The following is a 25,074-nucleotide window of genomic DNA, read 5'->3' on the forward strand; positions in this document are numbered from 1 at the left end:
CTCCGGTGACAAAGCAGCGGCTCACGCCCGACCAGCGCAACTCGTTCCTCGCCGCCGTGTTGGGCTGGTCGATGGATGCCTTCGACTACTTCATCGTGGTGTTCGTCTATGCCGACATCGCCAAGACCTTCGGCCATACCAAGACCGAAGTCGCGTTCCTGACCACGGCCACGCTGGTGATGCGCCCGCTCGGGGCGCTGCTGTTCGGCCTGTGGGCCGACCGGGTCGGCAGACGAATACCACTCATGGTGAACGTGGTGTTCTACTCGACGGTGGGGTTCCTGTGCGCTTTCGCCCCCACCTTCACCGTGCTGGTGATTCTGCGTCTGCTGTACGGGATCGGGATGGGTGGCGAATGGGGGTTGGGCGCGGCGCTGGCCATGGAGAAGATTCCAGCCGAGCGGCGCGGGTTCTTCTCCGGCCTGCTGCAGGAGGGCTATCTGTTCGGCTACCTGGCCGCCACCGTGGCCTCGCTACTGGTGAACGACTTACTGGGGTTGTCCTGGCGCTGGCTGTTCGGGCTTTCGATACTGCCGGCCATGGTCAGCCTGTTGATCCGCTACCGGGTGACAGAGTCCGAAGTTTGGCAGGCCACCCAGGATCGGATGCAGCTGACCCGCACCAGGATCCGCGATGTCTTCACCGACGCCAAGGTGATCCGCCGATTCTGCTACCTGGTGCTGCTGATGACGGCGTTCAACTGGATGAGCCACGGCACCCACGACATCTACCCGACATTTCTGACCTCTCCCGACGGCGCGGGCCTGTCCCATGTCACGGCCAAGTGGATCGCGGTGATCTACAACATCGGCGGGATCATCGGCGGGCTGATCTTCGGTTCGCTGTCACAGCGGCTGGGCCGGCGCTACGCGATCATCTGGGCCGCGGTGATGGGTTTGCCGATCGTGCCCCTGTTCGCGTTGTCACACACCGCGGGCATGCTGTGCCTGGGCTCGTTCCTGATTCAGATCTGTGTGCAGGGTGCCTGGGGCGTGATCCCGGCCCACCTGACCGAGATGTCACCGGATGCGATCCGCGGCTTCTATCCGGGCGTGACCTATCAGCTGGGCAATCTCTTCGCCGCGTTCAACCTTCCGATCCAGGAGCACTTGGCGGCCGCCCACGGATACCCGTACGCCCTGGTCGTGACGCTGGTGCCGACGCTGATCGCGGTCATCGTGCTGACCGCGATCGGCAAGGACGCCACCGGCCGGCACTTCGGTCCAGGCGCGACGGCATCCCTTCGTGAAGCGGCGGAGCCTGCTTGACAACATTTTCAATAAGAGGTATTTTTCGTAAAAATTAGCCGTATTTAATTGGCCGGGGGGCTAATGATGCGTCGTCGTCGGACAAGCATCCTTCGCGGGGGATTTCTCGGAGCCGGCTTGGGAGTCGCACTGGGTGCCGCGTTTGCCGCCGGCCCGGCCGCATCCGCAGACGCCATCGACGATGCCTGGCCCTATCTTGACCCGGTGTCGCCGGTGTTCCCGTACTACTACGCGGCGCCGGGACTTCCGACCATCCCCGGGACTGATCTGTGGTACACAGTCGACCACACATCTTCCAGTGTCCCGTACCTGTACAGCGATTTTCATGACGTCGTCACCGCCACCCTCGACGGCCCGGCGTATCCGCACGTCGGAACCGTTGCAGATGCGTTTATCTTGTTGCCGATCATTCCCGCGGTCGGCGGACTCGCAGGGGCTCCGGTGATCACGAATTATTCCCTGAACGATCCCGTCCTAGGGTTCGCTGACGCATTCACCCTGCTGAACGGATTGACCAACACCTACCTCAGCGACTCGGCGGGCGTGAAAGACGTGCTGAGCATTTATGGCCTGCCGCCGCTGACCTTGTTCGAATTCCCCGCCGTTGACGCCGGCGGGACGGCATTGGAATCGGGCGACGGATTCGCGCAATTGCTGGCAGATCTCGCGGGCATCACTCCGAGCCTGTAGGGGCCGGGAGAGCCCGGCACCACCGTCAGAACGTGCAAGACATGGCGCGGATGCCGTGAATGAAGCTGCCCGCCAGGTACTCCGGTTCGCCGGCCTCGATGCGCGGCAACCGATGGAGTAACTCACCGAAGAGGGCGCGCAACTGTGCCCGGGCCACATGGGTTCCCAGGCAGTAGTGCTGCCCACCGCCGCCGAAGCCCAGGTGCGGATTCGGATCGCGGCTCAGGTCCAAGCGGTCCGGATCGTTGAATACGGTGTCATCCCAGTTGCCGGATGCGTAGAACATCGCCACCTTGTCGCCGGCGCGAATGGTCTGGCCGCCGAGTTCGTAATCGGTCGCGGCGGTGCGCCGGAAGGTCATCACCGGTGTGGCGTAGCGAATGAACTCCTCTACCGCGGTCCCGATGCGGCGGTCGAAATCCTCCAATAGCCAAGCGCGCTGGTCGGGGAAGTCGGTGAGCGCTCGCAGGGCATGACTGGCGGTCTGGCGGGTGGTGTCGTTGCCCGCCACCGCGAGCAGCACGAAGTAGGCGGACACCTCGGCATCCGTGAGCCGGTCACCGTCGACCTCGGCGTTGACCAGGCTGCTGAACAGGTCATCACCGGGAGTGTCGCGGCGCTGCGCCGCCAGCGCGCCGGCGACCTGATGCAGGTACATGATGTTCTCGCCCATCACCGCCAGTGGGTCGCGCCCGGCGAGGAACACCGGGTCGTTAGTCGACACCAGCGCATCGGCGGCATGAGCCACCTGTGCGCGCTCGGAATCCGGCACGCCCACCATGTCGGCCAGCGTGCGCAGCGGCAGTTCCTTGGAGCAGTACTCGACAAAGTCGGCTCCACTGCCGGCCGCCTTGAGTTCGTCGACGATTGCCTTGGCGCTGGCCTTGATCGAGTCCTCGATGCGCCGAATCTGCCGGGGAGTGAACGCCGCGGTAGCCAGCTTGCGCAGTTTGGTATGCCGGGGCGGATCCATGGCCAAGAAGGACTGCGTGGTCTCCAGCATCTCCGCGGGGATGTTCTCGAACTGCACGCCCTTTCCGGATAGGAACACCTCGTTGGTGCGGCTGACCTCGACGATGTCGGCGTGGCGGGTGACTGCCCAATATCCCGGGTCGTCGGGATCGTTGAGCATGGCGTCTTGCACCGGCGGGTGCCAGCTCACCGGACGCTCGACGCGCAGCATTGCGAACGAGCGCTCCCGCTCCGCGGCGGTGCCGGACCAGAACGCACGGGAGGACAGGTCGACCGGGTCATAGCTGCGCAGCGCGGCGGATGGTGCGGTCACGAGACCTCCTCGGCGTATGGCCCCGGTCACACCGGGCTCGAGCCGACACTAGGTCTAGACACAGTGTCTAGTCAAGACGTCGGGCTTGCCGTTACGCTGACCACCGTGGCTTCTGTGACCCGCAAGCCCCCCACCAGCCGCCAGGAGCGGCGCGAGGAGATCGAACGCCGCCTCCTGGACGCCACCGAGCGGCTGATGAGCGCCGGCGCCAGCTTCACCGAGCTCAGCGTGGACCGACTCGCCACCGAGGCCGGCATCTCACGCGCCAGCTTCTACATCTACTTCGAGGACAAAGGCCATCTGCTGCGCCGGCTCGCCGGCCAGGTGTTCGGCGATCTGGCTTCGGGGGCCGAGCGTTGGTGGGGCGTGGCGCAGCGCCGCGATCCCGACGATGTCCGCGCCGCGATGGCCTCGATCATCGCCAACTATCGACGGCATCAACCGCTGCTGATCGCACTCAGTGAGATGGCCGGCTACGACCCGCTGGTGGGCGCCACCTACCGGGATCTGCTGACCGGAATCTCGGGCCGGGTGGCCCAGGTCATCGAAGACGGCCAGGCCGACGGCTCCATTCGCCGCGAGTTGCCCGTGGCCGCCACCGCGAGTGCGCTCACCTGGATGGTGGAGCGGGTATGCCAGCAGAACCTGCCGGTCCGCGACGCGGACTACGATTCCGAGCTCGCCACTGCACTGACTGAAATCGTTTGGGGTGCCCTATATCTCAAGCCAACGGAGAAGTAGGGCCGGTCCACGCCGAGCGATCATAGGAGCTCTCGATCTTCTGACGCCGCCGCTTCAGCCGGTTGGGAAACAGCGCGGTCAGGCCACAGGCCGGCGGAACTCGGGTTGGGGACAAGACGTAAGTGATGTTGCCGCGGCGGACGCGGACGTTCTCGGCACTGTTGATGTCGAGCCGAAAGTAGTTGTTGTGGACCAGGACCAGGCCCAGCAGGGCGTTTCTGACGGCCAGCGAGTCGACGTCTGCCGCGGGCAGGTTGGGAAAGTCGGCCATGCCGTCGTATTGGCGACACAGGTCCGTCACCGCGAACCGGGTGTCCGCCGGTACGCCGACGCCGCCGTAGTCGGGCAGCTTCGTGAACGTGACCAGCTTCGGGTCGGCCCGATAGATGCCGTGGAACGGCTGTTCGGGGTTGGCCAGTAGCAGAAACGACACTCTGTCGGTGGGGACCGATGAGGTCGGCCCCCTCTCGCGCAACCACTTGCAGGCGACCTGCGCCCCCATGCTCACGGCGTAGACGAGTACGTCGTCGGCATTGGGTGAGGCGTTGAAGTGGGCGGTCAGCATGTCGTCGAGGGCTTGCGCACCGCGCTGCACCGCGGCGACCGCTGGGACATAGCGCAGTCCGTCGAAGTAGGTGTTGGGGTACTTGACGTTTTCGACGGTCTTGCCCTTGGTGACCGCGCCGCGGCACATGAACCGCAGAAACCCACTCCATCCCGCCCCGTCGATGGTGAACACCGTGGTCATCTGTCAACCCCCTATCGCTGGTATCGACAACCGAACGTGCGTAGTTGTACGCCCCTGACCGGCGTGTCGCTGGCCAAACACGCACGCTCGCGGGAAGGACTCGCGGGAAGGACCGGGGTGGGAAGGGACTACACCGCGACCAGGTCGTCGGCGTGCACGACCGGCCGACGCGCATCCGGGGCCAGCTCAGCGGTGGAATGACCGATCATGGCGTCCAGCTCCGCGGCGTCGTAGCCGACCACGCCGCGGGCCACCACCGATCCATCCGGGCCACAAAGTTCGACCACATCGCCGCCGTAGAACCTGCCCGAGACCGCGGTGATCCCGGCCGGCAGCAGGGAGCGACGGCGAGCCAGCACCGCCTGGACGGCCCCGGCGTCCAGCGTCAGCATCCCGGCCGCGTCGGCGGCGTGGCGCACCCAGAATTTGCGCGCCGACAACCGTTGCGCCCGGGGCGCGAAGACGGTGCCTACCGATGCATCCGAGAGGGCGGATGCGGCCGAACTGGCGGCGGCCAACAACACCGGCACTCCCGCATCGGCGGCCAGCAGTGCCGACGACAGCTTGGACACCATGCCGCCGGTGCCCAGGTGACTGCCCTCGCTGGCAACCACATCGGCGAGGTCATCCGGTCCGGATACCTCGGGGACCAGACGGGCCGGGCCCTTGCGCGGATCGGAATCGTAGAGGCCGTCGATGTCGGAGAGCAGCACCAGCGCGTCGGCGCCCACCAGATGCGCCACCAACGCCGAGAGCCGGTCGTTGTCGCCGAACCGGATCTCGCTGGTGGCCACCGTGTCGTTCTCGTTGACGATCGCCACCGCGTGTAACGCGCGCAGCCGGTCCAGGGTACGGGCGGCGTTGGTATGCGATACCCGCATCGATACGTCCTGGGCGGTCAGCAACACCTGCCCCACTGTGCGGCCGAACCGGCCGAAGGCGGCACTCCACGCGTTGACCAGCGCCACCTGGCCCACACTGGCGGCGGCTTGTTTGGTGGCTAGATCGCTTGGCCGCTTGGACAATCCGAGCGGCTCCAGGCCCGCGGCGATGGCCCCCGAGGACACGATCGTCACGTCCGAGCCGGCCTTCATTCGGGCCTCGATCGCCTCGGCCAGCCCGGCCAGCCGCGCCGCGTCGAACATGCCGGACTCGGTGGTCAGTGCGGTGGTGCCGATCTTGACCACGACGGTGCGCGCGGTGCGAATCGCTTCGCGCGCACCACTGCCGGTCACTCGTCCTCCGAATGCTCTCGGCGCTGCTTGCGTGCCACCTTGCGCTCGGCGGCACCCACTCGGTCGCTGCGCTCCAGCCGGGTGTCGGTGCCCCTTCTTGTTAAGGGCCGGGCTGCTCCCATGTCCACCCCGGCCTGTGTAGCCGGCTCCCAGTCGAAGGTCATCTCCCCGATGGTCACCGCGCAACCCGGTTTGGCGCCCCGCTTCAGCAGCTCGTCCTCGACCCCGAGTCGGGCCAGCCGGTCGCCCAGGTAGCCAACCGCCTCGTCGTTGTCGAAGTTGGTCTGATGCACCCAGCGCTCGGGCTGGGTACCGCGCACCAGAAAACCGCCCTCGCCGTCGGATTCCACGGTGAACCCGGTATCGCCCGCACGCACGGGCCGGATCACCGGGCGGCGCGCGACCGGCTCCGGCTGCGCCGCGCGGTACGCCGAGACCATCTCGGCGAGCGCGAATGTCAAGGGCCGCAAGCCGGCACGGCTGACCGTCGAGACCATGAACACCGGCCAGCCGCGCTCGGCCGCGATGTCGTCACGGACGAATTCGGCCATCTCCAGCGCCTCGGGCACGTCGATCTTGTTGAGCACCACGGCCCGCGGCCGGTCGACCAGGTCGCCCAGCGTCGAATCCCCTTGCATGGTGGGGGTATAGGCGGCCAGTTCGGCTTCGATCGCTTCGATGTCGGAGAGCGGGTCACGACCCGGTTCGGCGGTCGCACAGTCCACGATGTGAACCAGCACCGCGCAGCGTTCGATGTGCCGCAGAAAGTCCAGACCCAGTCCACGCCCGGCCGAGGCGCCCGGGATGAGGCCGGGCACATCTGCCGCGGTGAAGGTGTGCTCGCCGGCCGAGACCACGCCCAGGTTCGGCGCCAGCGTGGTGAACGGATAGTCGGCGATCTTGGGTTTGGCTGCCGAGATCACCGACACCAGAGCGGATTTGCCCGCGGACGGGAATCCGATCAGCCCGACGTCGGCAACGGTCTTGAGTTCCAGCGTGAGGTCGCGGGACTCGCCCTTCTCCCCCAGCAACGCGAAGCCGGGCGCCTTTCGGGCGCGCGACACCAGGGCCGCGTTGCCCAGCCCGCCTCGCCCGCCGGCGGCTGCCTCGAAGCGGGCACCCGTGCCCACCAGGTCGGCCAGCAACCGCCCATGCTCGTCGAGCACGACAGTGCCGTCGGGAACTTTGATCTCCAGGTCCGCGCCGAAAGCGCCGTCCTTGTTGTTGCCCTGGCCCTGCTTGCCGGACGCCGCGTCGATGTGCGGCCGAAAGTGAAAGTCCAGCAGGGTGTGCACCTGGGGGTCGACGACCAGCACGACGCTGCCGCCGCGGCCGCCGTTACCACCGTCGGGACCACCGAGCGGCTTGAACTTCTCCCGGTGAATCGAGGCGCAGCCGTTGCCCCCGTCGCCGGCCCGCACATGGATGACAACGCGGTCGACGAACCGGGACATGGCGTTACTACCTATCCGGCGCCCGAAGGCGCCCAGTTACGCCAGCGACTAGTCGCGGGCGACAGGCACGATGTTGATCAACTTGCGGCCACGCTTCACGCCGAATTCGACGGCACCGGGTGCCGTGGCGAACAGGGTGTCGTCGCCGCCGCGCCCGACGTTGACGCCGGGGTGGAAGTGAGTGCCGCGCTGGCGGACCAGGATCTCGCCGGCCTTGACAACCTGGCCGCCGAACCGCTTGACGCCGAGTCGCTGGGCGTTTGAGTCGCGCCCGTTACGTGAGCTGGAAGCGCCCTTTTTGTGTGCCATCTCGCTGCCTCCTGCTGCTACTTGATTCCGGTGACCTTGAGCACGGTCAGCTGCTGACGGTGACCCTGCCGCTTGTGGTAGCCGGTCTTGTTCTTGAACTTGTGGATGCGGATCTTGGGGCCCTTAGTGTGCTCCAGGATCTCGCCGGTGACCGCGACCTTCGCCAGCTTGGCGGCGTCGGTGGTGACGGTGGCACCGTCCACGACCAGCGCGACCGGCAGCGAGACCGACGATCCCGGCTCGGACTCGATCTTCTCAACCTTGAGCACGTCACCAACGGCAACCTTGTACTGCTTGCCGCCGGTTTTGACGATTGCGTACGTCGCCATCGTTGGTTTCTACCTCTGCTTCTCGGGCGCGCACGCCATCGGGACTTGCGCAGGTGTCTGGGGTTCTGTCCGCCGAGCTGTGGTTATTCCCGCCTGGCGACAACTGGTCAAGGGTACGTGACCAGCGGCTAAGGGGTCAAACCGGCACGACCTTAGATCGGAGGTCCGGCAGGTCGGGCCGCCGCACGCCGACGACGCGGACGCTCGACCACCACAACCGGCACCTCCGGCTCGTCAAAGTCCTCGGAATCCTCGGAGTCTTCGTCCTCATCAGACTCGTCCGACTCGTCCGACTCATCGATGACATCGAGGTCGTCGTCGAAGTCCTCGTCGTCATCGTCGTCGAGATCGACTTCGTCGGCGTCTTCGTCGTCATCGTCGGCGTCTTCGTCGTCGGCGTCGTCTTCGGCGTCTTCGTCGTCATCGTCGGCGTCTTCGTCGGCGTCGTCGTCTTCAGCCTCAGCGAGGTCCTCGTCGGCCACGCCTGACTCCAGGTCGTCCTGAGCGACCTCGTCGGCGCCCTCGACCTCGTCGACACCTTCGGTGCCCTGCTCGGCGAGGTTCACCAACAGCTCATCGGTGTCGGGCGCGGTCTCGTGCTCGTCGTCGGACTCATCCTCGTGACGATCGCTGGCCGCGGCCATCGCCTTGAACATCGGGTGGTCGCCTGGCGTATGCACCGGAACCTTGGTGACCGGCGGTTCGTCGACCTTCGGCTTCTTCGCGCGCTTGCTGCGGCGGCTGCTGCTGGTGCTGCTGCCGCCCGATTCGGACTTTCGCCCCGGCGCAGCGGAGTCCACCGGGTCGGCGTGCAGCACGATTCCGCGTCCGGCGCAGTGCTGACATGATGTCGAGAACGCCTCGATCAGCCCCGTGCCCAAGCGCTTGCGGGTCAGCTGCACCAGCCCCAGCGAGGTCACCTCCGAAACCTGGTGGCGGGTTCGGTCGCGGCCCAGCGCCTCGGTCAGTCGGCGCAGCACCAGGTCCCGGTTGGACTCCAGCACCATGTCGATGAAGTCGATGACGATGATGCCGCCGATGTCGCGAAGGCGCAGCTGCCGCACGATCTCCTCGGCGGCCTCCAAGTTGTTCTTGGTCACCGTCTCCTCGAGGTTGCCCCCGGAGCCGGTGAACTTGCCGGTGTTGACGTCGACCACCGTCATCGCCTCGGTCCGGTCGATCACCAGCGTGCCTCCCGAGGGCAACCAGACCTTGCGGTCCAGCGCCTTGGCCAGCTGTTCGTCGATGCGGTGCACGGCGAATACGTCCGGACCGGCCTGCCCCTCCGGGCCGGTGGGCGCGGAGTAGCGGGTCAGCTTCGACACCAACTCGGGCGCCACCGAGCCCACGTACTCGTTGATCGTGGCCCACGCGTCGTCACCGGAGACCACCAACTCGGAGAAGTCCTCGTTGAACAGGTCTCGGATCACCTTGACCAGCACGTCGGGCTCTTCGTAGAGCGCGACCGCGGCACCGGCCGCCTTCCCCTTGGTCTCGGCCGCGGTGGCCTCGATCTGGGTCCAGCGTTCCTGGAGGCGTTCGACGTCGGAGCGGATGTCGGATTCCTTGACGCCCTCCGACGCGGTGCGGATGATCACGCCGGCGTCGGCGGGCACCACCTCGCGCAGGATCTCCTTGAGCCGCTGACGTTCGGTGTCGGGCAGCTTGCGGCTGATGCCGGTCGACGACGCGCCCGGGACGTAGACCAAGTAGCGACCGGCCAGCGAAACCTGGGTGGTCAGGCGGGCACCCTTGTGCCCAATGGGGTCCTTGCTGACCTGCACGACGACGTAGTCGCCGGGTTTGAGCGCCTGCTCGATCTTTCGGTTGGCGCCGCCGAGCCCGGCGGCTTCCCAGTTCACCTCACCCGCGTAGAGCACGCCGTTGCGGCCCCGGCCGATGTCGACGAAGGCGGCCTCCATCGAGGGCAGCACGTTCTGGACAACGCCCAGGTAGACGTTGCCCACCAGTGAGGTCGATGCGGCAGACGTCACGAAGTGTTCGACCATCACGCCGTCTTCCAGCACGGCGATCTGGGTGTAGCGGGCGCCCTGATGCGGCGGCTCGGTCCGGACCCGGTCGCGGACCACCATCCGGCGTTCGACCGCCTCGCGGCGGGCCAGAAACTCGGCCTCGCTCAGGATCGGCGGGCGGCGGCGTCCGGCGTCACGGCCGTCACGGCGACGCTGCCGCTTGGCCTCCAGCCGGGTCGACCCGGTGATGCCCTGGATCTCGTCGTCGCCGGTGCCCCGGTCGCTCTTGGCGGACCGGCTGGTCTTGGCGCGCGGCGCCCGTTCGTGCACGACGGTGTTGGGTGGGTCGTCCGACGACGCGGCGTCCTCTTCCTCGCCCGCCCCGGCCTTGCGCCGACGGCGGCGGCGACGACGACGGTTGCCCGCGTCCTCAGCCGAACCGCCCTCCTCGTCAGCGGCGTCCTCGGCGTCCCCGGCCTCCTCTGATTCCGTGGCGGAGTCATCGTCCTCGGCCTCGTCGTCGGAGTCCTCGGCTGTCGCCCCCTCGGACCCGCGACCCCGGCCACGGCCGCGGCGACCACGGCGCCGACGCCGGTTGGCCGGCCGGTCCCCGTTCTCGTCGTCGGCGTCGGCGTCGGAGCCGCCGAGGTCGTCGTCGTCATCGTCATCGTCGGCATCGGCGTCGGCGACACGGGGCACCGGGCGCTCGAAGGCGACCGGCTGCGGCGCCACGAACAACGGCATGTAGTCGGCGCGCGCGGCGACCGGCTCCGGGGCCGTCTCCAGCAGCAGCCGGGACTCGGGCTCGTCAGGGACCTCGCCGGTCCCCTCGGCTTCGCCGGCCTCCTGGAACAACCCGCCCACAGCGGGTGCGGCGACCGACTCGAGCAGGTCGCGGACTCGCACCGCCTCGACACGGTCCACGCTGGAATGGGCGCTGCGCGTCCGGCCGTCCAGCTCGGTCAGCGCTTCCAAGACCCGCCTGCTGGTGGTGCCCAGAACCCGCGCCAGCGAGTGCACCCGCAGTCGATCGGGCAACTCCTCGTGTTCATGCGGCGCTGCTGAAGCGTCTGAATCGGGGCCTTTAAATAGAGAGGGGTCTGACACGTACGTCTCCTCAAGCCCCCGGGCGCGTCGTTGCGACGCGGCCACGCGAGGACTTCTCGTTATGGGCCCGGCTCACTTACCCGGGCTTGTGGTGGTCTCGCTCCGAGGGGCTCGGGTTGAACCGACTCGGTGCCTGGCTGAATGAGAACCGGCGATCGGCGCCGCATCACATATCGCGACCGTCGCACTCGCCGAAGTCTTCATTCGGGTGTCGGACACCGGTCCGGTGACGTTCACCCGTTAGTCAGTATCCCACACAATCCACAGGAGCCGGACGAAAGGCACTAACTTCCGGCGTCAGGCCAGGGTCATCGGAGTGGCCGACGCCGACGGCTTCAGGTCGGGGAACCACAGCGCGATCTCCCGCTCGGCCGACTCCGGCGAGTCCGAGCCGTGCACCAAGTTGAACTGGGTCTCCAGGCCGAAATCGCCACGGATGGTGCCAGGGGTGGCCTTGGCCACCGGGTCGGTGCCACCGGCGAGCTGCCGGAACGCCTCGATCGCGCGCGGTCCTTCCACCACGGCGGCGACCACGGGGCCTGAGGTGATGAAGTCCAGCAGCGAAGCGAAGAACGCCTTGCCGTCGTGCTCGGCGTAGTGCTGCCGGGCCACGGCCTGCTGCACCGGCCGCAGTTCCAGGGCCGCCAACGTCAGGCCCTTCTTCTCGATGCGGTTGATGATCTCGCCAACCAGTCGACGGTTCACGCCGTCCGGCTTGATCAGTACCAAAGTCCGCTCAGTCATGCAGCGCCGCTCCTGTCCCATCGTTCCGCCCTGCGTCATCGCCAGCGGCACGGGCGATAGCGTACCGGCCCGGCGACCGGATCCGTCACGAGCGTCGCAAGACCACAGCACGGAAATAAGCGATCAGTGCCCACACCGCGGTGAACACCAGGCCCATGATGCCCACGCCGGGGTAAATCACGAATCCGGCCACCAGCACCAGTTGCAGCGCCAGATTGGCCCAGATCGCCCAGCTGCGGCCCTGGATACCGGCGAACAGCAGCAGCACCAATGCCAGGCCGAGCAGGTACGCCAGCGAGAACGGTGTCAGACCTCCCCCGACGACGCTGACCACCGGCAGAGCCAGCAGCACCGTGATGGCTTCGAGTATCAGTGTCGCGGCCATCACGCCGCGAAAGCCTCGCCACGGATCGGGAGCGTCTGACTGTTGGGTCATGCCGGGTCCTTCCCGAACAGAGAGCGAGCCGCGCCGGCGGTGATCACCGAGCCGGTGATCACGATGCCAGCCCCGGAGGCTTCGCCCTCGGAGTCGAATTCATCGACCAGCGCCGTAGCGGTGTCGATCGCATCTTCAAGCGTTTCGGTGGTGACCACCCGGTCGTCACCGAACCACTTCGCCGCCGCCACGGTCAGCGTTTCGACGTCCAGCGCTCGCGGAGAACCGTTATGGGTCACCACAATTCGGTCGAATGCCGGCTCCAGCGCCGCCAAGATGCCGTCGACGTCCTTGTCGCCCAGCACGCTGACCACACCGACCAGGTATCGGAAGTCGAAATCTTCGGCCAGGGCCTGGGCCAGCACGGCGGCTCCGGCCGGGTTGTGTGCGGCGTCGATGAACACCGTAGGCGAGCTGCGCATCCGCTCCAGCCGGCCAGGGCTGCGCACCGCGGCGAAGCCCGCCCGAACGGTGTCGACATCGAGCTGCCGATCGGCGCCGGCCCCGAAGAACGCCTCGACCGCCGCCAGCGCCAGCACCGCATTGTGGGCCTGATGCTCGCCGTGCAGCGGCAGAAAAATGTCGGAGTACACCCCGCCCAAGCCCTGAAGTTCCAGCACCTGCCCGCCGACCGCGAGCTGGCGGCTGCGCACCGCGAACTCCGAGTTCTCCCGTGCCACCGCGGCATCGGCGCGAACGGACTGCGCCAGCAACACCTCCATCACCTCGGGCGCCTGGCGGGCGATCACCGCCACGGTGTCGGTCAGTTCGTCCGACGAGCGATGGATGATCCCGGCCTTCTCCGCGGCGATCCCGGCGATGTCGTCGCCGAGATAGTCGACATGGTCGATACCGATCGGGGTGATGACAGCGACCGGAGCCTCGACCACGTTGGTGGCATCCCAGCGGCCGCCCAGGCCGACTTCCACCACGGCGACATCGACCGGAGCGTCGGCGAAGGCCGCGAACGCCATCCCGGTGAGCACCTCGAACTTGCTCATGGCCGGTCCCCCGTCAGCCTGCGAGGACGCGTCGACCATCTGCACGAAGGGCTCGATCTCGGCGTAGGTCTCCACATACCGGCCTGGGCTGATCGGCTGGCCGTCGATCGCAATGCGCTCGACCGCCGACTGCAAGTGCGGGCTGGTGGTACGTCCGGTGCGGCGAGAAAACGCCGTCAGCAACGCATCGATCATCCGCACCACCGAGGTCTTGCCGTTGGTGCCGGCGACGTGGATGGACGGGTAGGTGCGCTGCGGCGAACCGAGCAGCTCGAGCAGGGCGTTGATCCGGGTCAGGCTCGGTTCGATCTTGGTCTCGCCCCACCGCTGATCAAGAAGGTGCTCAACCTGCAGCAGCGCCGCAATCTCGTCCGGGGTGGGCTCTGTGGTGCCGATCGGTTGATCGGTCACGCCAGGCCTGCCAGGCGTGCCGTGATCCGCTCCACTTCGTCGCTGGCCAGCTGCTGGCGGCCTCGGATCTTGTCGACCACCGCTTCGGGCGCCTTGCCCAGGAATGCCTCATTGCCAAGCTTGGCCGAAGTGGCCTCGAGTTCCTTGCGCGCGGTGGCCAGATCCTTCTCCAGCCGACGACGCTCGGCTTCGACGTCGACGGTGCCGGAGGTGTCCAGTTCGACGACGACGGTGCCGTGCTGCAGCCGCACCTCGACGGTGGCCGACGGCGTGAAGTCGTCCCCGGGCTCGGTCAGCCAAGCCTGGGAGGCCACCGCTGCCACCTGGGTGGCCAGGTCGGCGTCGCCGATACCGGTCAGCCGGGCCGGGACCTTCTGCCGGTCACGCAGGCCCTGGTCGCTGCGGAACCGACGCACCTCGGTCACCAACTTCTGCATGTCGGTAATCCGTTGCGCGGCAACCTGGTCGAGTGCGATGCCCGACGACGCCGGCCAGTCCGCGATCACCAGCGACTCCGCACCGGTGAGCTCCTGCCACAGGGTTTCGGTGACGAACGGGATCACCGGGTGCAACAGCCGCAGAAGGTTGTCCAGCACCGCCGCGAGCACGGCTGTGGTGTGCGTAAGGCCCTGTCCCAGCTGGGTCTTGGCCAGCTCGACGTACCAGTCGCAGAACTCGTCCCAGGCGAAGTGATACAGCGCCTCGCAGGCCCGACCGAACTCGTAGTCTTCGAACGCCGAATCCACCTCGGCACGAACCTCTTCCAACCGTCCCAGAATCCAGCGGTCCGCGTCGGTCAGCTCATCGAGCGCCGGCAGCGGCGCCGGCGAGGCGCCGTTCATCAGCGCGAACCTGGTCGCGTTGAACAGTTTGGTGACGAAGTTGCGCGACGCGCGGGCATGGTCCTCACCGATCGACAGGTCACTGCCGGGGCTGGCGCCGCGCGCCAGGGTGAACCGCAGCGCGTCGGCGCCGAACGTCTCGACCCAGTCCAGCGGGTCGATCCCGTTGCCACGCGATTTGCTCATCTTGCGGCCGTGTTCGTCGCGGATCAGGCCGTGCAGGAACACGTTGCGGAACGGAACATGGGCGTCGGGCAGCGCAGCGTCGCCACCGACGAAGGTGCCGAACATCATCATCCGGGCCACCCAGAAGAACAAGATGTCGTAGCCGGTCACCAAAACGCTGGTCGGATAGAACTTCTCCAGCTCCGGCGTGGCGTCCGGCCAGCCCATCGTGGAGAACGGCCACAACGCCGAGGAGAACCAGGTGTCCAGCACGTCGGGGTCCTGCTCCCAGCCCTGCGGCGGGGTCTCATCCGGGCCGACGCAGACCTTCTCGCCGTTGGGCCCGTGCCAGATGGGAATGCGGTGCCCCCACCACAGCTGCCGCGAGATGCACCAGTCGTGCATGTCGTCGACCCAGGCGAACCAGCGCGGCTCCAGGCTCTTCGGATGGATGACCGTGTCGCCGTCTCGGACCGCGTCACCGGCGGCCTTGGCCAACGAGGAGACGTCTACCCACCACTGCATGGACAGCCGCGGTTCGATGACTTCGCCGCTGCGCTCGGAATGCCCGACGCTGTGCAGGTAGGGCCGCTTCTCGGCGACGATGCGGCCTTGGGCGGCCAGCGCTTCGCGCACCGCGACGCGCGCCTCGAAGCGGTCCATGCCGTCGAACTGTGTTCCGGTGCCGGTGATCCGGGCGCGTTTGTCCAGGATCGTCGGCATGTCCAGCTGGTGTCGCAGACCGATCTCGAAGTCGTTGGGGTCATGGGCGGGGGTGACTTTCACCGCGCCGGTGCCGAATTCGGGGTCGACGTGGGCGTCGGCCACCACCACGATCTGACGGTCGGAGAACGGGTGCGGCAATGAACTGCCCACCAGGTCGCGGTAGCGGTCGTCGTCGGGATGCACCGCGATCGCGGTGTCACCGAGCATGGTCTCCAGTCGGGTGGTGGCCACCACGATGTGGGGTTCGGCGTCATCGAGCGAGCCGTACCGGAACGACACCAGCTCACCCTCGATGTCTTCGTACTTGACCTCGAGGTCGCTGATCGCGGTCTCCAGCACGGGCGACCAGTTGACCAGTCGTTCAGCCTGGTAGATCAGACCCGCGTCGTAGAGCCGCTTGAAGATGGTGCGGACCGCCCGCGACAGCCCCTCGTCCATGGTGAACCGTTCGCGACTCCAGTCCACACCGTCGCCGAGCCGGCGCATCTGGGCGCCGATGGTGCCGCCGGACTCCCGCTTCCAGTCCCACACCTTCTCGATGAACTGTTCGCGGCCGAAGTCTTCCTTGGTCTTACCGTCGGCGGCCAGCTGGCGTTCCACCACGCTCTGGGTGGCGATGCCGGCGTGGTCCATGCCGGGCAGCCACAACACCTCGTAGCCCTGCATCCGCTTGCGACGGGTCAACACGTCCATCAGGGTGTGGTCGAGCGCATGCCCCATGTGCAGGCTGCCGGTGACGTTCGGCGGGGGCAGCACGATCGAGTAGCCGGGCTTTTCGCTGGTGGGATCGGCGGTGAAGTAGCCGGCATCCACCCAACGCTGGTAGATCGCGTCCTCTACCGCACCCGGCTCCCATGACTTGGGCAGGTGATCGGTGTTGGCGGCGTTGGGAGTGTCAGTCACCGGTCAATTCTAGGAAGGATGGCCAGGTGATCCCCGCAGGGAGGTGTCCGAGGGAGGTGACACTGCCGAAAAGCCCCCGGATCAGGTCTGATCCGGGGGCTTTGGCTATGACTGCTGTGGGCTACTTCTTGCCGAGCAGCCCGCCGAGGATTCCGCCGATCGCCTCCCCGGTCTTGCCGCCCAGCGCGTTGCCCAGGATGCTGCCCATCGACTTGTTACCGCCACCGCCGGCTGCACCACCCAGGATGCTGCCCAGGACGTCACCGAGGCCGCCGCCGGAGGCCTGCTGCTGGGCCGGCTCGGACTTCTGGCCGGTCAGTTGCTTGCCGATGTAGGCGAGCACGATCGGCGCGATGATCGGCAGCAGCTTCTGCAGCAGGTCGTTGTTGCCCGCGCCGGCACCCGACAGCGCCGAGGCAACCTGGCTGGTGTCGTTGCCGCCGAAGATGGTGGAGATCACCTGCTGGCCTTCGGACTGGCTGGCGCCCAACGCGTTGTCCAGCAGTCCCTGGGCCGCGAAGGTGGCGGCGGTGTTGACGATGCTGTCGGCCTGACCGGGGTCTTGGGCGTTCTGGCTCAACCCGCCGACCAGCACCGGCACCAGGGTACGAATGGTGCTGTCCACTTCACCCGAGTCGGCGCCAAGCTGGTTGGCGATGTCCTGGATGGGGATCTGAGCGAAGAGATCGTCGAGGCCGGCCATGATGATTCCACCTTCGTTGCTGGGTGCTGCTTGCGGCAGCGGTCGAAAACGACATTAGCGGAAAGATCAGTGGCCGGCACCGAGCAATTTGAGCCCCGATCAGCGCAGCCGGGATACCTCTAGCGTCACTCCCGCCGCGGGCAGTCTGGTCAGCAGCACATCGCCCATCGCGGCTGCCGGGGTGAGCACACCGTAGTGGTCGGGCAGGGCGTCGCGGTCCAGCGCCAGCGCCAGGGCGCTCTCGCCCAGCAGCACCGAGGTGGCCTGGTAGCCGGGGTCGCCGCGCTGCGCCATGTCCGCCCGGTAGCGGGCTCCGCTACTGGTAGTCGTGTAGGTCTCGATGCGGTAGTAGCCGTTCTCGCGGCGGCTGCGGCTCGGGCCGGTGCCTGGTTTGGGCAACACCCGCTCCAACAGTCCATCCGGCACCAGCCGCAAGAGGTGGCCGCCGACCGCGAAGGTCACCTTGCCTATCCCGGTCGCCAGTCCAGACAGCACCGGCGCCGCGGCCGACGAGCCGACGCTCATGTGCTCGGCGTAGCGGAACCGCCGACCGTAGGCCCAGTCCAGCAGTCCGTTGCTGCGCCGCACGATGCGGGTGTTGACGGGCGCCATCGCGAAGCCGGCGGTCCAGATTCCGTCCAGTTCCGGCGCGATGTCTTGGCCCCGCCGCCAGGACAGGTCCGGCTCGGGGCCCAATCGCGGTTCGGCGGACCGATCGGAGCTGAGCGTGTGGGGATCAAACAGCTGCCGCCGGGCCTCCGGGTCGTTGGCCGCGGCGCTCAGAACCTCGATCATCGAGGCCAGCGTCCCTCCGGACACCCCGGCGGAGAAACCTCGCACAACGTAGTCGGTGTCGAGCAGGTCGCCGGTGCCGTCGTCGCGCGCCGCCCGATACAGGGCATACACGCTCATGTCCGACGGAAGGGAGTCGAATCCGCAGGCATGCACGATGCGGGCCCGGTTGTCGGCGGCCTGCTTGTGGTGTCGGTCGATGCTCTCCCGCACGAACAGCGCTTCGCCGGTGAGGTCGACGTAGTCGGTGCCCGCCGCGGCACAGGCCGCGACCAGGGGCATTCCATAACGGGTGTAGGGGCCGACGGTGGTGATCACCACTCGGGCGCGGGCCGCCATCGCGTCCAGGGTTGTGGGTTTATCGGCGTCGGCCAGCACGATCGGCCAGTCCTGAGCTGGCGATCCGAGTTCGTCGCGGACCTGGCGCAACCGCTCCGCCGAGCGGCCGGCCAACCCGATCCGGGCGGCGCCGCCGGCGCGAGCCAGGTACTGGGCGGTCAGCTTCCCTGCGAAACCGGTGGCTCCGTAGAGGATGATGTCGAGCTCGCGAGGCGTGTCAGGCACGCGTCCGACGCTACTCGCCGGCCGGATCCTGTACCGACGGCGACGGCGCCGGGCTGCTCGCCCGGCGCCGTCGTCGCTAGCGCTAGAGGGATGTTCAGCCGCGACGGCCGCACACCGGCCAGGCACCGATGCCCTGGCTGCGCAGAACGTTCTCGGCAACCCGGATCTGCTCGGCACGGCTCGCGTTGTGCGGCATGCCGCTGCCGCCGTTGGCACGCCAGGTGCCGGCGTTGAACTGCAGTCCGCCGTAGTAGCCGTTGCCGGTGTTGATCGACCAGTTGCCGCCCGACTCGCAGGCCGCGATGGCGTCCCAGTTGACGCTGTCCGCCTTGGCGGTGGCGTCGGACAGGGCGACGGCGCCGGTGATCAGGGCGCCGGCGATCGCGGCCAGGGTGAGGGGCTTGCGGACGTTCTTCAACATGCTTCCTTTCGCAGTGCGCGCTCCGAAGTGCGCCCACGGCAGTGGGCCGGCATGCCTGGTCTTCAGGCGGGAGTGTTCTTCGAGACGTGCCGTCTAGGTCAGGCACGACAGCAGGGGGCAGATCGCCCGCCGGGATGGCACCCGGCACCGCGGAGGCGTTCGAGGGGCCGCCCGCGGCCCCGCTCACACGCGGTTCCGTCGATTCAATTTGTTTGCCTTGCATTAGGGCGAGGGGAAACTTACGAAACGTTCATACGACAAGTCCAACCGCATGACGCGAATATTTCGGGCAGATAACGAAACCATCACGCCGCCGTCAAGAATGGTTATAGCAGGTCAGCGCCAGAATTGGGCGATCCGTCGACGTCACAGCACACATTGCCGAGCGTGAGTCAGATCACCAGCTTTTTGTGGGCTGGACCACTGGAAATGGCGCGATTTGACGTCGTTCCAGCGCTGGCCGCGCCGAAAATGGCCCGTTACAGGGGCCCCAGCAGCATCATCTACCCCACTCGTCGCAGGTCATCGGGCCGGGGCGGGACCAAACGCCCGTACGCAGGCGATAGATCCGCGCCGGCCGGAATCCACACGCAATTGGGCATGCACAAACGGCTTCGCGCCCCAGCCGGACTCGGCGCCCAGTGCGCCGCGAGCCTTAATCCAATTGCCTTGCGCCCCAAACGCTTCCGGCTACCGGCAGCCAGGCGATCCCGCCGCCAATTCCGCGTCACGCCAATATTTGTTGCATCTCGCGCAGATAATACGATGATTTATCTCACCATTCATGCACGTAGTTTGACGCCTTATTTACGGCCCACAATCACATTTGCTGATGCGCGACTCAGCGCAAGCCGGTGACATCATCGGGAGAGTTGAGATTGGCCAGCGTTGACGCGTCGGCCAGCACGATCCGCCGGACGTCGGCCACGTCGATCAGCGCGCCCACTCGACGTTCGCCGGCAGCGACCAAGGCATCGACGGTGTCGGCCAAGGTGGTGCGATACACCCCGGCCAGATAGTGGTCCCGGTCGGCGTGCGGCAACACGACGTCAGCAGTGACAGCAGCGACCGCATCGATCAATTCCGTTGTCAGAAAAGGCATGTCGACCGCGCAGACGAAGGCGCGTCGTGCGCCGTCCTGTGCCGCCGCTCGCAACCCCAGCCCAATAGCGGGCAACGGACCCAGCCTGGGCACTTCGTCGCGCAGCACCTGCGCAGCAAGATCGGGCAACTCCTGGCCCTGGGCAGCCACCACGAAGACGGGATCGCAGCGCTGCGCCAGCACCGAGACCAGGTGTTCCACCAGGGTCAGACCGGCGAACCGACCCGGCACGGTCAGAGTGGCCTTATCGCGGCCCATCCGACGCGATGCGCCGCCGGCCAGCACCACACCGGCCAACCGACCGGCAGTCATGGCGTCAGTCGACAGTCCAGGTGTCGCGACCACGCAGCAGCGCCTGCAGTGCGGCGGTGTCGTTGGCGGTCGACTGCCGGGCCTCGGCAACCTGCGCGCGCGCCAGGTCGTCGTAGGTGGGCTTGCTGACCTTGCGGAAAATACCCATCGGGAAGTGCGACAGGTCCTGTTCGGAGAGCCGCGACAGTGCGAAGGCGTACGAGGAGTCGGCCTGGGTGGCGTCGTGCACCACGATCTGGTCGGCCGCGACATCGGCCGTCTTGGCGACCTCCAGCCCGAAGCCGGACCTGATGACGCAGTACTCGTCCTCGGCGCCGAACACGACCCGCTCGCCGTGGCGGACGTTGATGATGCGGTTCTCCGCACCGTCCTTACGCAGCAGGTCGAAAGACCCGTCGTTGAACACCGGGCAGTCCTGCAGGATCTCCACCAGCGCCGAACCGCGGTGCTCCATGGCACCTTGAAGGACCTCGGTGAGGCCCTTGCGGTCGGAATCCAGGGCACGCCCGACGAACGTCGCCTCGGCACCGATCGCCAGCGAGATCGGGTTGAACGGGTTGTCCAGCGAACCGTAGGGCGTCGACTTGGTGACCTTGCCGGTCTCCGACGTCGGCGAGTACTGGCCCTTGGTCAGTCCGTAGATCCGGTTGTTGAACAGCAGGATGGTGATGTTGACGTTGCGTCGCAGCGTGTGGATCAGGTGGTTGCCGCCGATCGACAGCGCGTCGCCGTCACCGGTGATCAGGAACACCTTCAAGTCTTCGCGGGCGGTCGCCAGCCCGGTGGCGAACGTCGGGCCACGGCCGTGGATCGAGTGCACGCCGTAGGTGTTCATGTAGTACGGGAAGCGGCTCGAGCAGCCGATCCCGCTGACGAACACCACGTTCTCCCGCCGTACCCCCAGCTCGGGCAGGAAGTTGCGGACCGAGTTGAGGATGGCGTAGTCGCCACAGCCCGGGCACCAGCGCACCTCCTGGTCGGAGGTGAAGTCCTTGGACTTCTGCGGCTCGTCGGTGGTGGGGACCCCGCTCAACGCGGTCAGTCCCAGGTCGGTTCCGACAAGCGAGCCGACAGCTTCGGTGGTGGTCATGAGTTCGCTCCTGCTGTACCCGCAATGGTGACCGCCGCGGCCCTGGCCAGCGACGCCTTCTCATTCTCCCGGTCGGCCAGCGTGCCGGCCAATGCGTCGTCGATGATTCCCTCGACCTCGTCGGCCAGGAACGCCTGGCCGGTCACCTTGGTCACCGACTGGATGTCGACCAGGTAGCGGCCGCGCAGCAGCAGCGCCAACTGGCCCAGGTTCATCTCCGGCAGCACCACCTTGGGGTAGCGCCGCAGCACCTCACCCAGGTTGGCCGGCAGCGGGTTGAGGTTGCGCAGGTGCGCCTGCGCAACCTTGACGCCGCCACGCCGGACCCGCCGGCAGGCCTCGGCGATCGGGCCGTAGGAACTGCCCCAGCCCAGCATCAGCAGCTCGGCGTCCCCGGACGGGTCGTCGACCACCAAGTCCGGAACCTCGATGCCGTCGATCTTGGCCTGACGCAGCCGAACCATCAGATCGTGGTTGGCCGGCTCGTAGGAGATCGCCCCTGAGCCGTTGGCCTTCTCCAGGCCACCGATCCGGTGCTCCAGGCCCGGGGTGCCGGGGATGGCGAACTGCCGGGCCAGGGTCTCCGGGTCGCGCGCATACGGCGCGAAGTCCTCGCCGGCCTTGGCGAAGTTCTGGTCGATCGGCGCCATCGCGGCAACGTCCGGGATACGCCACGGCTCCGAACCGTTGGCGATCGCGCCGTCGGAGAGCAGCACCACCGGGGTGCGGTAGGTCACCGCGATCCGGACGGCCTCGATGGCCGCGTCGAAGCAGTCCGACGGCGTGCACGGCGCCAGCACCGCCACCGGGGACTCACCGTTGCGTCCGTAGAGCGCCTGCATCAGGTCGGCCTGCTCGGTCTTGGTGGGCAGACCGGTGGATGGGCCACCGCGCTGGACGTTGATCAGCAGCAGCGGCAGCTCGGTCATGACGGCCAGGCCCAGCGCCTCGGCCTTGAGAGCCAAGCCGGGACCGGAGGTGCTGGTGACGCCCAGCGCGCCGCCGTAGGAGGCGCCGATCGCCGCACCGATGCCGGCGATCTCGTCTTCGGCCTGGAAGGTCAGCACGTTGAAGTTCTTGTACTTCGACAGCTCGTGCAGGATGTCCGAGGCCGGGGTGATCGGGTAAGTCCCCAGCACCACCTGGGTGTCGGCCAGCTGACCGGCGACGACCACGCCGTAGGCCATCGCGGTGTTGCCCGAGATCTGGCGGTACTCGCCCGCCGGCAGCTTGGCCGGTGCGATCTCGTAGGTGGTGCCGAACGCCTCGGTGGTCTCGCCGTAGTTCCAGCCCGCCTTCAGCGCCAGGACGTTGGCGTCGGCCACGTCGGGCTTCTTGGCGAACTTCTCCTTGATGAAGCGCTCGCTGCTCTCCAGCTCCCGGCCGTACATCCAGGACAGCAGGCCGAGGGCGAACATGTTCTTGGCCCGGGCACCGTCCTTCTTGGTCGCGCCGATCGCCTCGACCGCACCCAGGGTCAGGGAGGTCATCGCGACCGGAACGACGACGTAGTCGGAGAGTTCCTCGGTCTCCAGCGGGTTGGCCTCGTAGCCGATCTTGGCCAGGTTGCGCTTGGTGAACTCGTCGGAGTTGACGATCACCATGCCGCCACGCGGCAGGTCGCCGATGTTGGCCTTCAGCGCCGCCGGGTTCATCGCCACCAACACGTCGGGGCGGTCACCGGCGGTCAGGATGTCGAAGTCGGCGATCTGGATCTGGAACGACGAGACACCGGGCAGGGTGCCCTGAGGTGCGCGGATCTCGGCCGGATAGTTCGGCTGGGTGGCCAGGTCGTTGCCGAACAGGGCCGCCTCAGAGGTGAAGCGATCGCCGGTGAGCTGCATACCGTCGCCGGAGTCACCGGCGAAACGAATGACGACCTTCTCGAGTTTTTGGCGCCCGGGTGCCGACCCGACTCCGTTACCACTCGGCCCCACGGCCCCGCCTTCCATCACTGTCCACCCGGGCCCGCGCAACACGGCTGGCGCACCCACAAGTTTTTCTGTCACTGGCAGTACCGATTATTGCACCGCTCTTATAGACCATACGACGCCACACCGTGTCGAAATTCGGGTTACTCAGTGTTAAATGTCGATGTCACACCGGGGTTAGCGGTCAACTTGAGCCGGAAATGTGGTTTTCATCACGTTCGCTCGCACGCCAACTCTAAGAGAAGTTCGGTACTGGCGAGTAACTTTGCGCGGCGACGAGCGCCGCCCCCGGATCAGGCGCTCTTGTCGCGACGCTCGCCGCGGGATGCCTTGCGCGGCACGATGGTCGGCAACACGTTGTCCTGCACCGTTTCCTTGGTCACGACGACCTTGGCGACATCGTTGCGGCTCGGGATGTCGTACATGACCGGCAGCAGGACTTCTTCCATGATCGCCCGCAGACCGCGCGCGCCGGTGCCGCGGTGGATGGCCTGATCCGCGATGGCCTCCAGGGCGTCCGGGCTGAACTCCAGCTCCACCCCGTCCATCTCGAACAGCCGGGTGTACTGCTTGACCAGAGCGTTCTTCGGCTCCGACAAGATCTTGACCAACGACTCCATGTCCAGGTTGGTCACCGAGGCCACCACCGGCAACCGGCCGATGAATTCCGGGATCAATCCGAACTTGATCAGGTCCTCGGGCATGACCTCGGCGAAGTGGTCGGTGGTGTCGATCTCCGCCTTGGACCGGACCTCGGCACCAAAACCCAAGCCTCGCTTGCCAACCCGATCCGAAACGATCTTCTCCAGTCCGGCGAAAGCCCCGGCCACGATGAACAGCACATTGGTGGTGTCGATCTGGATGAACTCCTGGTGCGGGTGCTTGCGGCCACCCTGCGGGGGAACCGAGGCCTGGGTGCCCTCCAGGATCTTCAGCAACGCCTGCTGCACGCCCTCGCCGGAAACGTCGCGGGTGATCGACGGGTTCTCGCTCTTGCGGGCGATCTTGTCGACCTCGTCGATGTAGACGATGCCGGTCTCGGCGCGCTTGACGTCATAGTCGGCCGCTTGAATCAGCTTGAGCAGAATGTTCTCGACGTCCTCACCGACGTAGCCCGCTTCGGTCAGCGCGGTGGCGTCGGCGATCGCGAACGGCACGTTGAGCATCTTGGCCAGGGTCTGGGCCAGGTAGGTCTTGCCGCAGCCGGTGGGCCCGAGCATCAAGATGTTGGACTTGGTCAGCTCAACCGGCTCACCGGAGCGGGAATCCCGGCTCTTCTCGCCGGCCTGGATCCGCTTGTAGTGGTTGTAGACCGCCACCGCCAGGGTGCGCTTGGCCGTGTCCTGGCCGATGACGTAGCCCTCCAGGAATTCGCGGATCTCCGCGGGCTTGGGCAGTTCATCGAGCTTGACGTCGTCGGCGTCGGCCAGCTCTTCTTCGATGATCTCGTTGCACAGGTCGATGCACTCGTCGCAGATGTAGACGCCCGGACCCGCGATGAGCTTCTTAACCTGCTTCTGGCTCTTACCGCAGAACGAACATTTCAGCAGGTCCCCGCCGTCTCCAATGCGCGCCATAGTGCGTTAGGACCTACTTCCTGTTCGCCGTCTGTCGTCGGGGTGCCGGTGTCTGCTCCGACGCTACCCGTTCATTCCGGTGCGAGGCGACCGATAAGGCCGAATCGCGTCGTTGGTATTCATCAGGGCCCATCTGCCTGCTCCAAGAACATATCGTCCAAGGCGCCGCGCCCGGTGTGTGACGCGCTGGCGTGGCGTGAGCGTTTCGGGGGCGT

20 protein-coding genes and 1 pseudogene are annotated in these 25,074 nt (G+C 66.9%); 3 read left to right on the forward strand and 18 right to left on the reverse strand.

The genetic code is table 11. The annotated features are described in order from the left end of the window. The first annotated feature begins 5 nt into the window (after positions 1-5). Both ACJH5R_RS11860 and ACJH5R_RS11865 read left to right on the forward strand, forming a co-directional pair. Positions 6-1,268 carry an MFS transporter gene (locus tag ACJH5R_RS11860; protein WP_406758517.1) on the forward strand — a complete coding sequence of 421 codons (1,263 nt, stop codon included), beginning with the start codon at positions 6-8 and terminating at the stop codon, positions 1,266-1,268. Between the two features lie 204 nt (positions 1,269-1,472). Beyond that, positions 1,473-1,958, forward strand: coding sequence for a hypothetical protein (locus ACJH5R_RS11865; RefSeq protein WP_406758516.1), 486 nt, complete (start codon positions 1,473-1,475; stop codon positions 1,956-1,958). Between the two features lie 25 nt (positions 1,959-1,983). On the opposite strand, the gene ACJH5R_RS11870 is transcribed toward ACJH5R_RS11865, so the two are convergent. After that, positions 1,984-3,243 (reverse strand): cytochrome P450, encoded by a 1,260-nt coding sequence (locus tag ACJH5R_RS11870; protein WP_406781993.1) that lies wholly within the window; start codon positions 3,241-3,243, stop codon positions 1,984-1,986. A 105-nt stretch (positions 3,244-3,348) separates the two neighbouring features. On the opposite strand from ACJH5R_RS11870, the gene ACJH5R_RS11875 reads away from it, so the two are divergent. Beyond that, positions 3,349-3,984 carry a TetR/AcrR family transcriptional regulator gene (locus tag ACJH5R_RS11875; protein WP_406781994.1) on the forward strand — a complete coding sequence of 212 codons (636 nt, stop codon included), beginning with the start codon at positions 3,349-3,351 and terminating at the stop codon, positions 3,982-3,984. Here the strand turns inward: ACJH5R_RS11875 and ACJH5R_RS11880 are convergent. From ACJH5R_RS11880 to clpX, 17 genes and pseudogenes are all read right to left on the reverse strand, one after another. After that, positions 3,965-4,732, reverse strand: coding sequence for a PE-PPE domain-containing protein (locus ACJH5R_RS11880; RefSeq protein WP_406781995.1), 768 nt, complete (start codon positions 4,730-4,732; stop codon positions 3,965-3,967). The two genes, ACJH5R_RS11875 and ACJH5R_RS11880, sit on opposite strands and share 20 nt — an antisense overlap. 128 nt (positions 4,733-4,860) lie before the next feature. Then, a complete protein-coding gene (gene proB, locus ACJH5R_RS11885) occupies positions 4,861-5,967 on the reverse strand; it encodes a glutamate 5-kinase (RefSeq protein ID WP_406781996.1) in 1,107 nt (368 codons plus the stop codon). Continuing rightward, entirely contained in the window at positions 5,964-7,421 is a 1,458-nt protein-coding gene (obgE, locus tag ACJH5R_RS11890) for a GTPase ObgE (RefSeq protein ID WP_406781997.1), read from the reverse strand. The genes proB and obgE overlap by 4 nt, the downstream gene beginning before the upstream one ends. A gap of 48 nt (positions 7,422-7,469) precedes the next feature. Beyond that, positions 7,470-7,730 (reverse strand): 50S ribosomal protein L27, encoded by a 261-nt coding sequence (rpmA, locus tag ACJH5R_RS11895; RefSeq protein WP_024440772.1) that lies wholly within the window; start codon positions 7,728-7,730, stop codon positions 7,470-7,472. A 17-nt stretch (positions 7,731-7,747) separates the two neighbouring features. Then, complete coding sequence (rplU, locus tag ACJH5R_RS11900) at positions 7,748-8,059, reverse strand: 50S ribosomal protein L21 (protein WP_024440773.1); 312 nt, start codon at positions 8,057-8,059, stop codon at positions 7,748-7,750. A 152-nt stretch (positions 8,060-8,211) separates the two neighbouring features. Beyond that, positions 8,212-11,070, reverse strand: a complete 2,859-nt coding sequence (locus ACJH5R_RS11905) for an Rne/Rng family ribonuclease (protein ID WP_406781998.1) — start codon at positions 11,068-11,070, stop codon at positions 8,212-8,214. Positions 11,071-11,436: 366 nt separating this feature from the next. Next, entirely contained in the window at positions 11,437-11,883 is a 447-nt protein-coding gene (ndk, locus tag ACJH5R_RS11910) for a nucleoside-diphosphate kinase (RefSeq protein WP_406758509.1), read from the reverse strand. A gap of 85 nt (positions 11,884-11,968) precedes the next feature. Next, positions 11,969-12,319, reverse strand: coding sequence for a DUF4233 domain-containing protein (locus ACJH5R_RS11915; RefSeq protein ID WP_406758508.1), 351 nt, complete (start codon positions 12,317-12,319; stop codon positions 11,969-11,971). Beyond that, the gene (gene folC, locus ACJH5R_RS11920) at positions 12,316-13,731 is read right to left on the reverse strand and encodes a bifunctional tetrahydrofolate synthase/dihydrofolate synthase (RefSeq protein ID WP_406781999.1); all 1,416 of its coding nucleotides are present in this window, start codon (positions 13,729-13,731) and stop codon (positions 12,316-12,318) included. The genes ACJH5R_RS11915 and folC overlap by 4 nt, the downstream gene beginning before the upstream one ends. Next, entirely contained in the window at positions 13,728-16,367 is a 2,640-nt protein-coding gene (locus ACJH5R_RS11925) for a valine--tRNA ligase (RefSeq protein WP_406782000.1), read from the reverse strand. The genes folC and ACJH5R_RS11925 overlap by 4 nt, the downstream gene beginning before the upstream one ends. A 121-nt stretch (positions 16,368-16,488) precedes the next feature. After that, positions 16,489-17,070 (reverse strand): DUF937 domain-containing protein, encoded by a 582-nt coding sequence (locus tag ACJH5R_RS11930; RefSeq protein WP_406758505.1) that lies wholly within the window; start codon positions 17,068-17,070, stop codon positions 16,489-16,491. 99 nt (positions 17,071-17,169) lie between these two features. Then, positions 17,170-18,426: a saccharopine dehydrogenase family protein gene (locus ACJH5R_RS11935; RefSeq protein WP_406758504.1), complete on the reverse strand. Its 1,257-nt coding sequence runs from the start codon at positions 18,424-18,426 to the stop codon at positions 17,170-17,172. 94 nt (positions 18,427-18,520) lie between these two features. Next, a pseudogene (locus ACJH5R_RS11940) lies at positions 18,521-18,754 on the reverse strand (transglycosylase family protein); the annotation flags it as partial. Between the two features lie 934 nt (positions 18,755-19,688). Continuing rightward, positions 19,689-20,261 carry a molybdenum cofactor guanylyltransferase gene (mobA, locus tag ACJH5R_RS11945; protein WP_406782001.1) on the reverse strand — a complete coding sequence of 191 codons (573 nt, stop codon included), beginning with the start codon at positions 20,259-20,261 and terminating at the stop codon, positions 19,689-19,691. Positions 20,262-20,265: 4 nt separating this feature from the next. Then, the gene (locus ACJH5R_RS11950; RefSeq protein WP_406758502.1) at positions 20,266-21,351 is read right to left on the reverse strand and encodes a 2-oxoacid:ferredoxin oxidoreductase subunit beta; all 1,086 of its coding nucleotides are present in this window, start codon (positions 21,349-21,351) and stop codon (positions 20,266-20,268) included. Then, positions 21,348-23,288 (reverse strand): 2-oxoacid:acceptor oxidoreductase subunit alpha, encoded by a 1,941-nt coding sequence (locus tag ACJH5R_RS11955; protein WP_406758634.1) that lies wholly within the window; start codon positions 23,286-23,288, stop codon positions 21,348-21,350. The genes ACJH5R_RS11950 and ACJH5R_RS11955 overlap by 4 nt, the downstream gene beginning before the upstream one ends. Positions 23,289-23,575: 287 nt before the next feature. Then, a complete protein-coding gene (gene clpX / locus ACJH5R_RS11960) occupies positions 23,576-24,859 on the reverse strand; it encodes an ATP-dependent Clp protease ATP-binding subunit ClpX (RefSeq protein ID WP_406758501.1) in 1,284 nt (427 codons plus the stop codon). Positions 24,860-25,074: the final 215 nt, after the last annotated feature.

Source organism: Mycobacterium sp. SMC-19 (genome assembly GCF_045310815.1).
Classification (GTDB): domain Bacteria; phylum Actinomycetota; class Actinomycetes; order Mycobacteriales; family Mycobacteriaceae; genus Mycobacterium.

Bases quoted from the DNA above. Each gene is read 5' to 3' on its own strand.
- clpX (WP_406758501.1), bottom strand. From the start codon at position 24,859: ATGGCGCGCATTGGAGACGGCGGGGACCTGCTGAAATGTTCGTTCTGC.
- ACJH5R_RS11950 (WP_406758502.1), bottom strand. From the start codon at position 21,351: ATGACCACCACCGAAGCTGTCGGCTCGCTTGTCGGAACCGACCTGGGA.
- ACJH5R_RS11880 (WP_406781995.1), bottom strand. From the start codon at position 4,732: ATGACCACGGTGTTCACCATCGACGGGGCGGGATGGAGTGGGTTTCTG.
- rplU (WP_024440773.1), bottom strand. From the start codon at position 8,059: ATGGCGACGTACGCAATCGTCAAAACCGGCGGCAAGCAGTACAAGGTT.
- ACJH5R_RS11930 (WP_406758505.1), bottom strand. From the start codon at position 17,070: ATGGCCGGCCTCGACGATCTCTTCGCTCAGATCCCCATCCAGGACATC.
- ndk (WP_406758509.1), bottom strand. From the start codon at position 11,883: ATGACTGAGCGGACTTTGGTACTGATCAAGCCGGACGGCGTGAACCGT.
- ACJH5R_RS11915 (WP_406758508.1), bottom strand. From the start codon at position 12,319: ATGACCCAACAGTCAGACGCTCCCGATCCGTGGCGAGGCTTTCGCGGC.
- obgE (WP_406781997.1), bottom strand. From the start codon at position 7,421: ATGTCCCGGTTCGTCGACCGCGTTGTCATCCATGTGCGGGCCGGCGAC.
- mobA (WP_406782001.1), bottom strand. From the start codon at position 20,261: ATGACTGCCGGTCGGTTGGCCGGTGTGGTGCTGGCCGGCGGCGCATCG.
- rpmA (WP_024440772.1), bottom strand. From the start codon at position 7,730: ATGGCACACAAAAAGGGCGCTTCCAGCTCACGTAACGGGCGCGACTCA.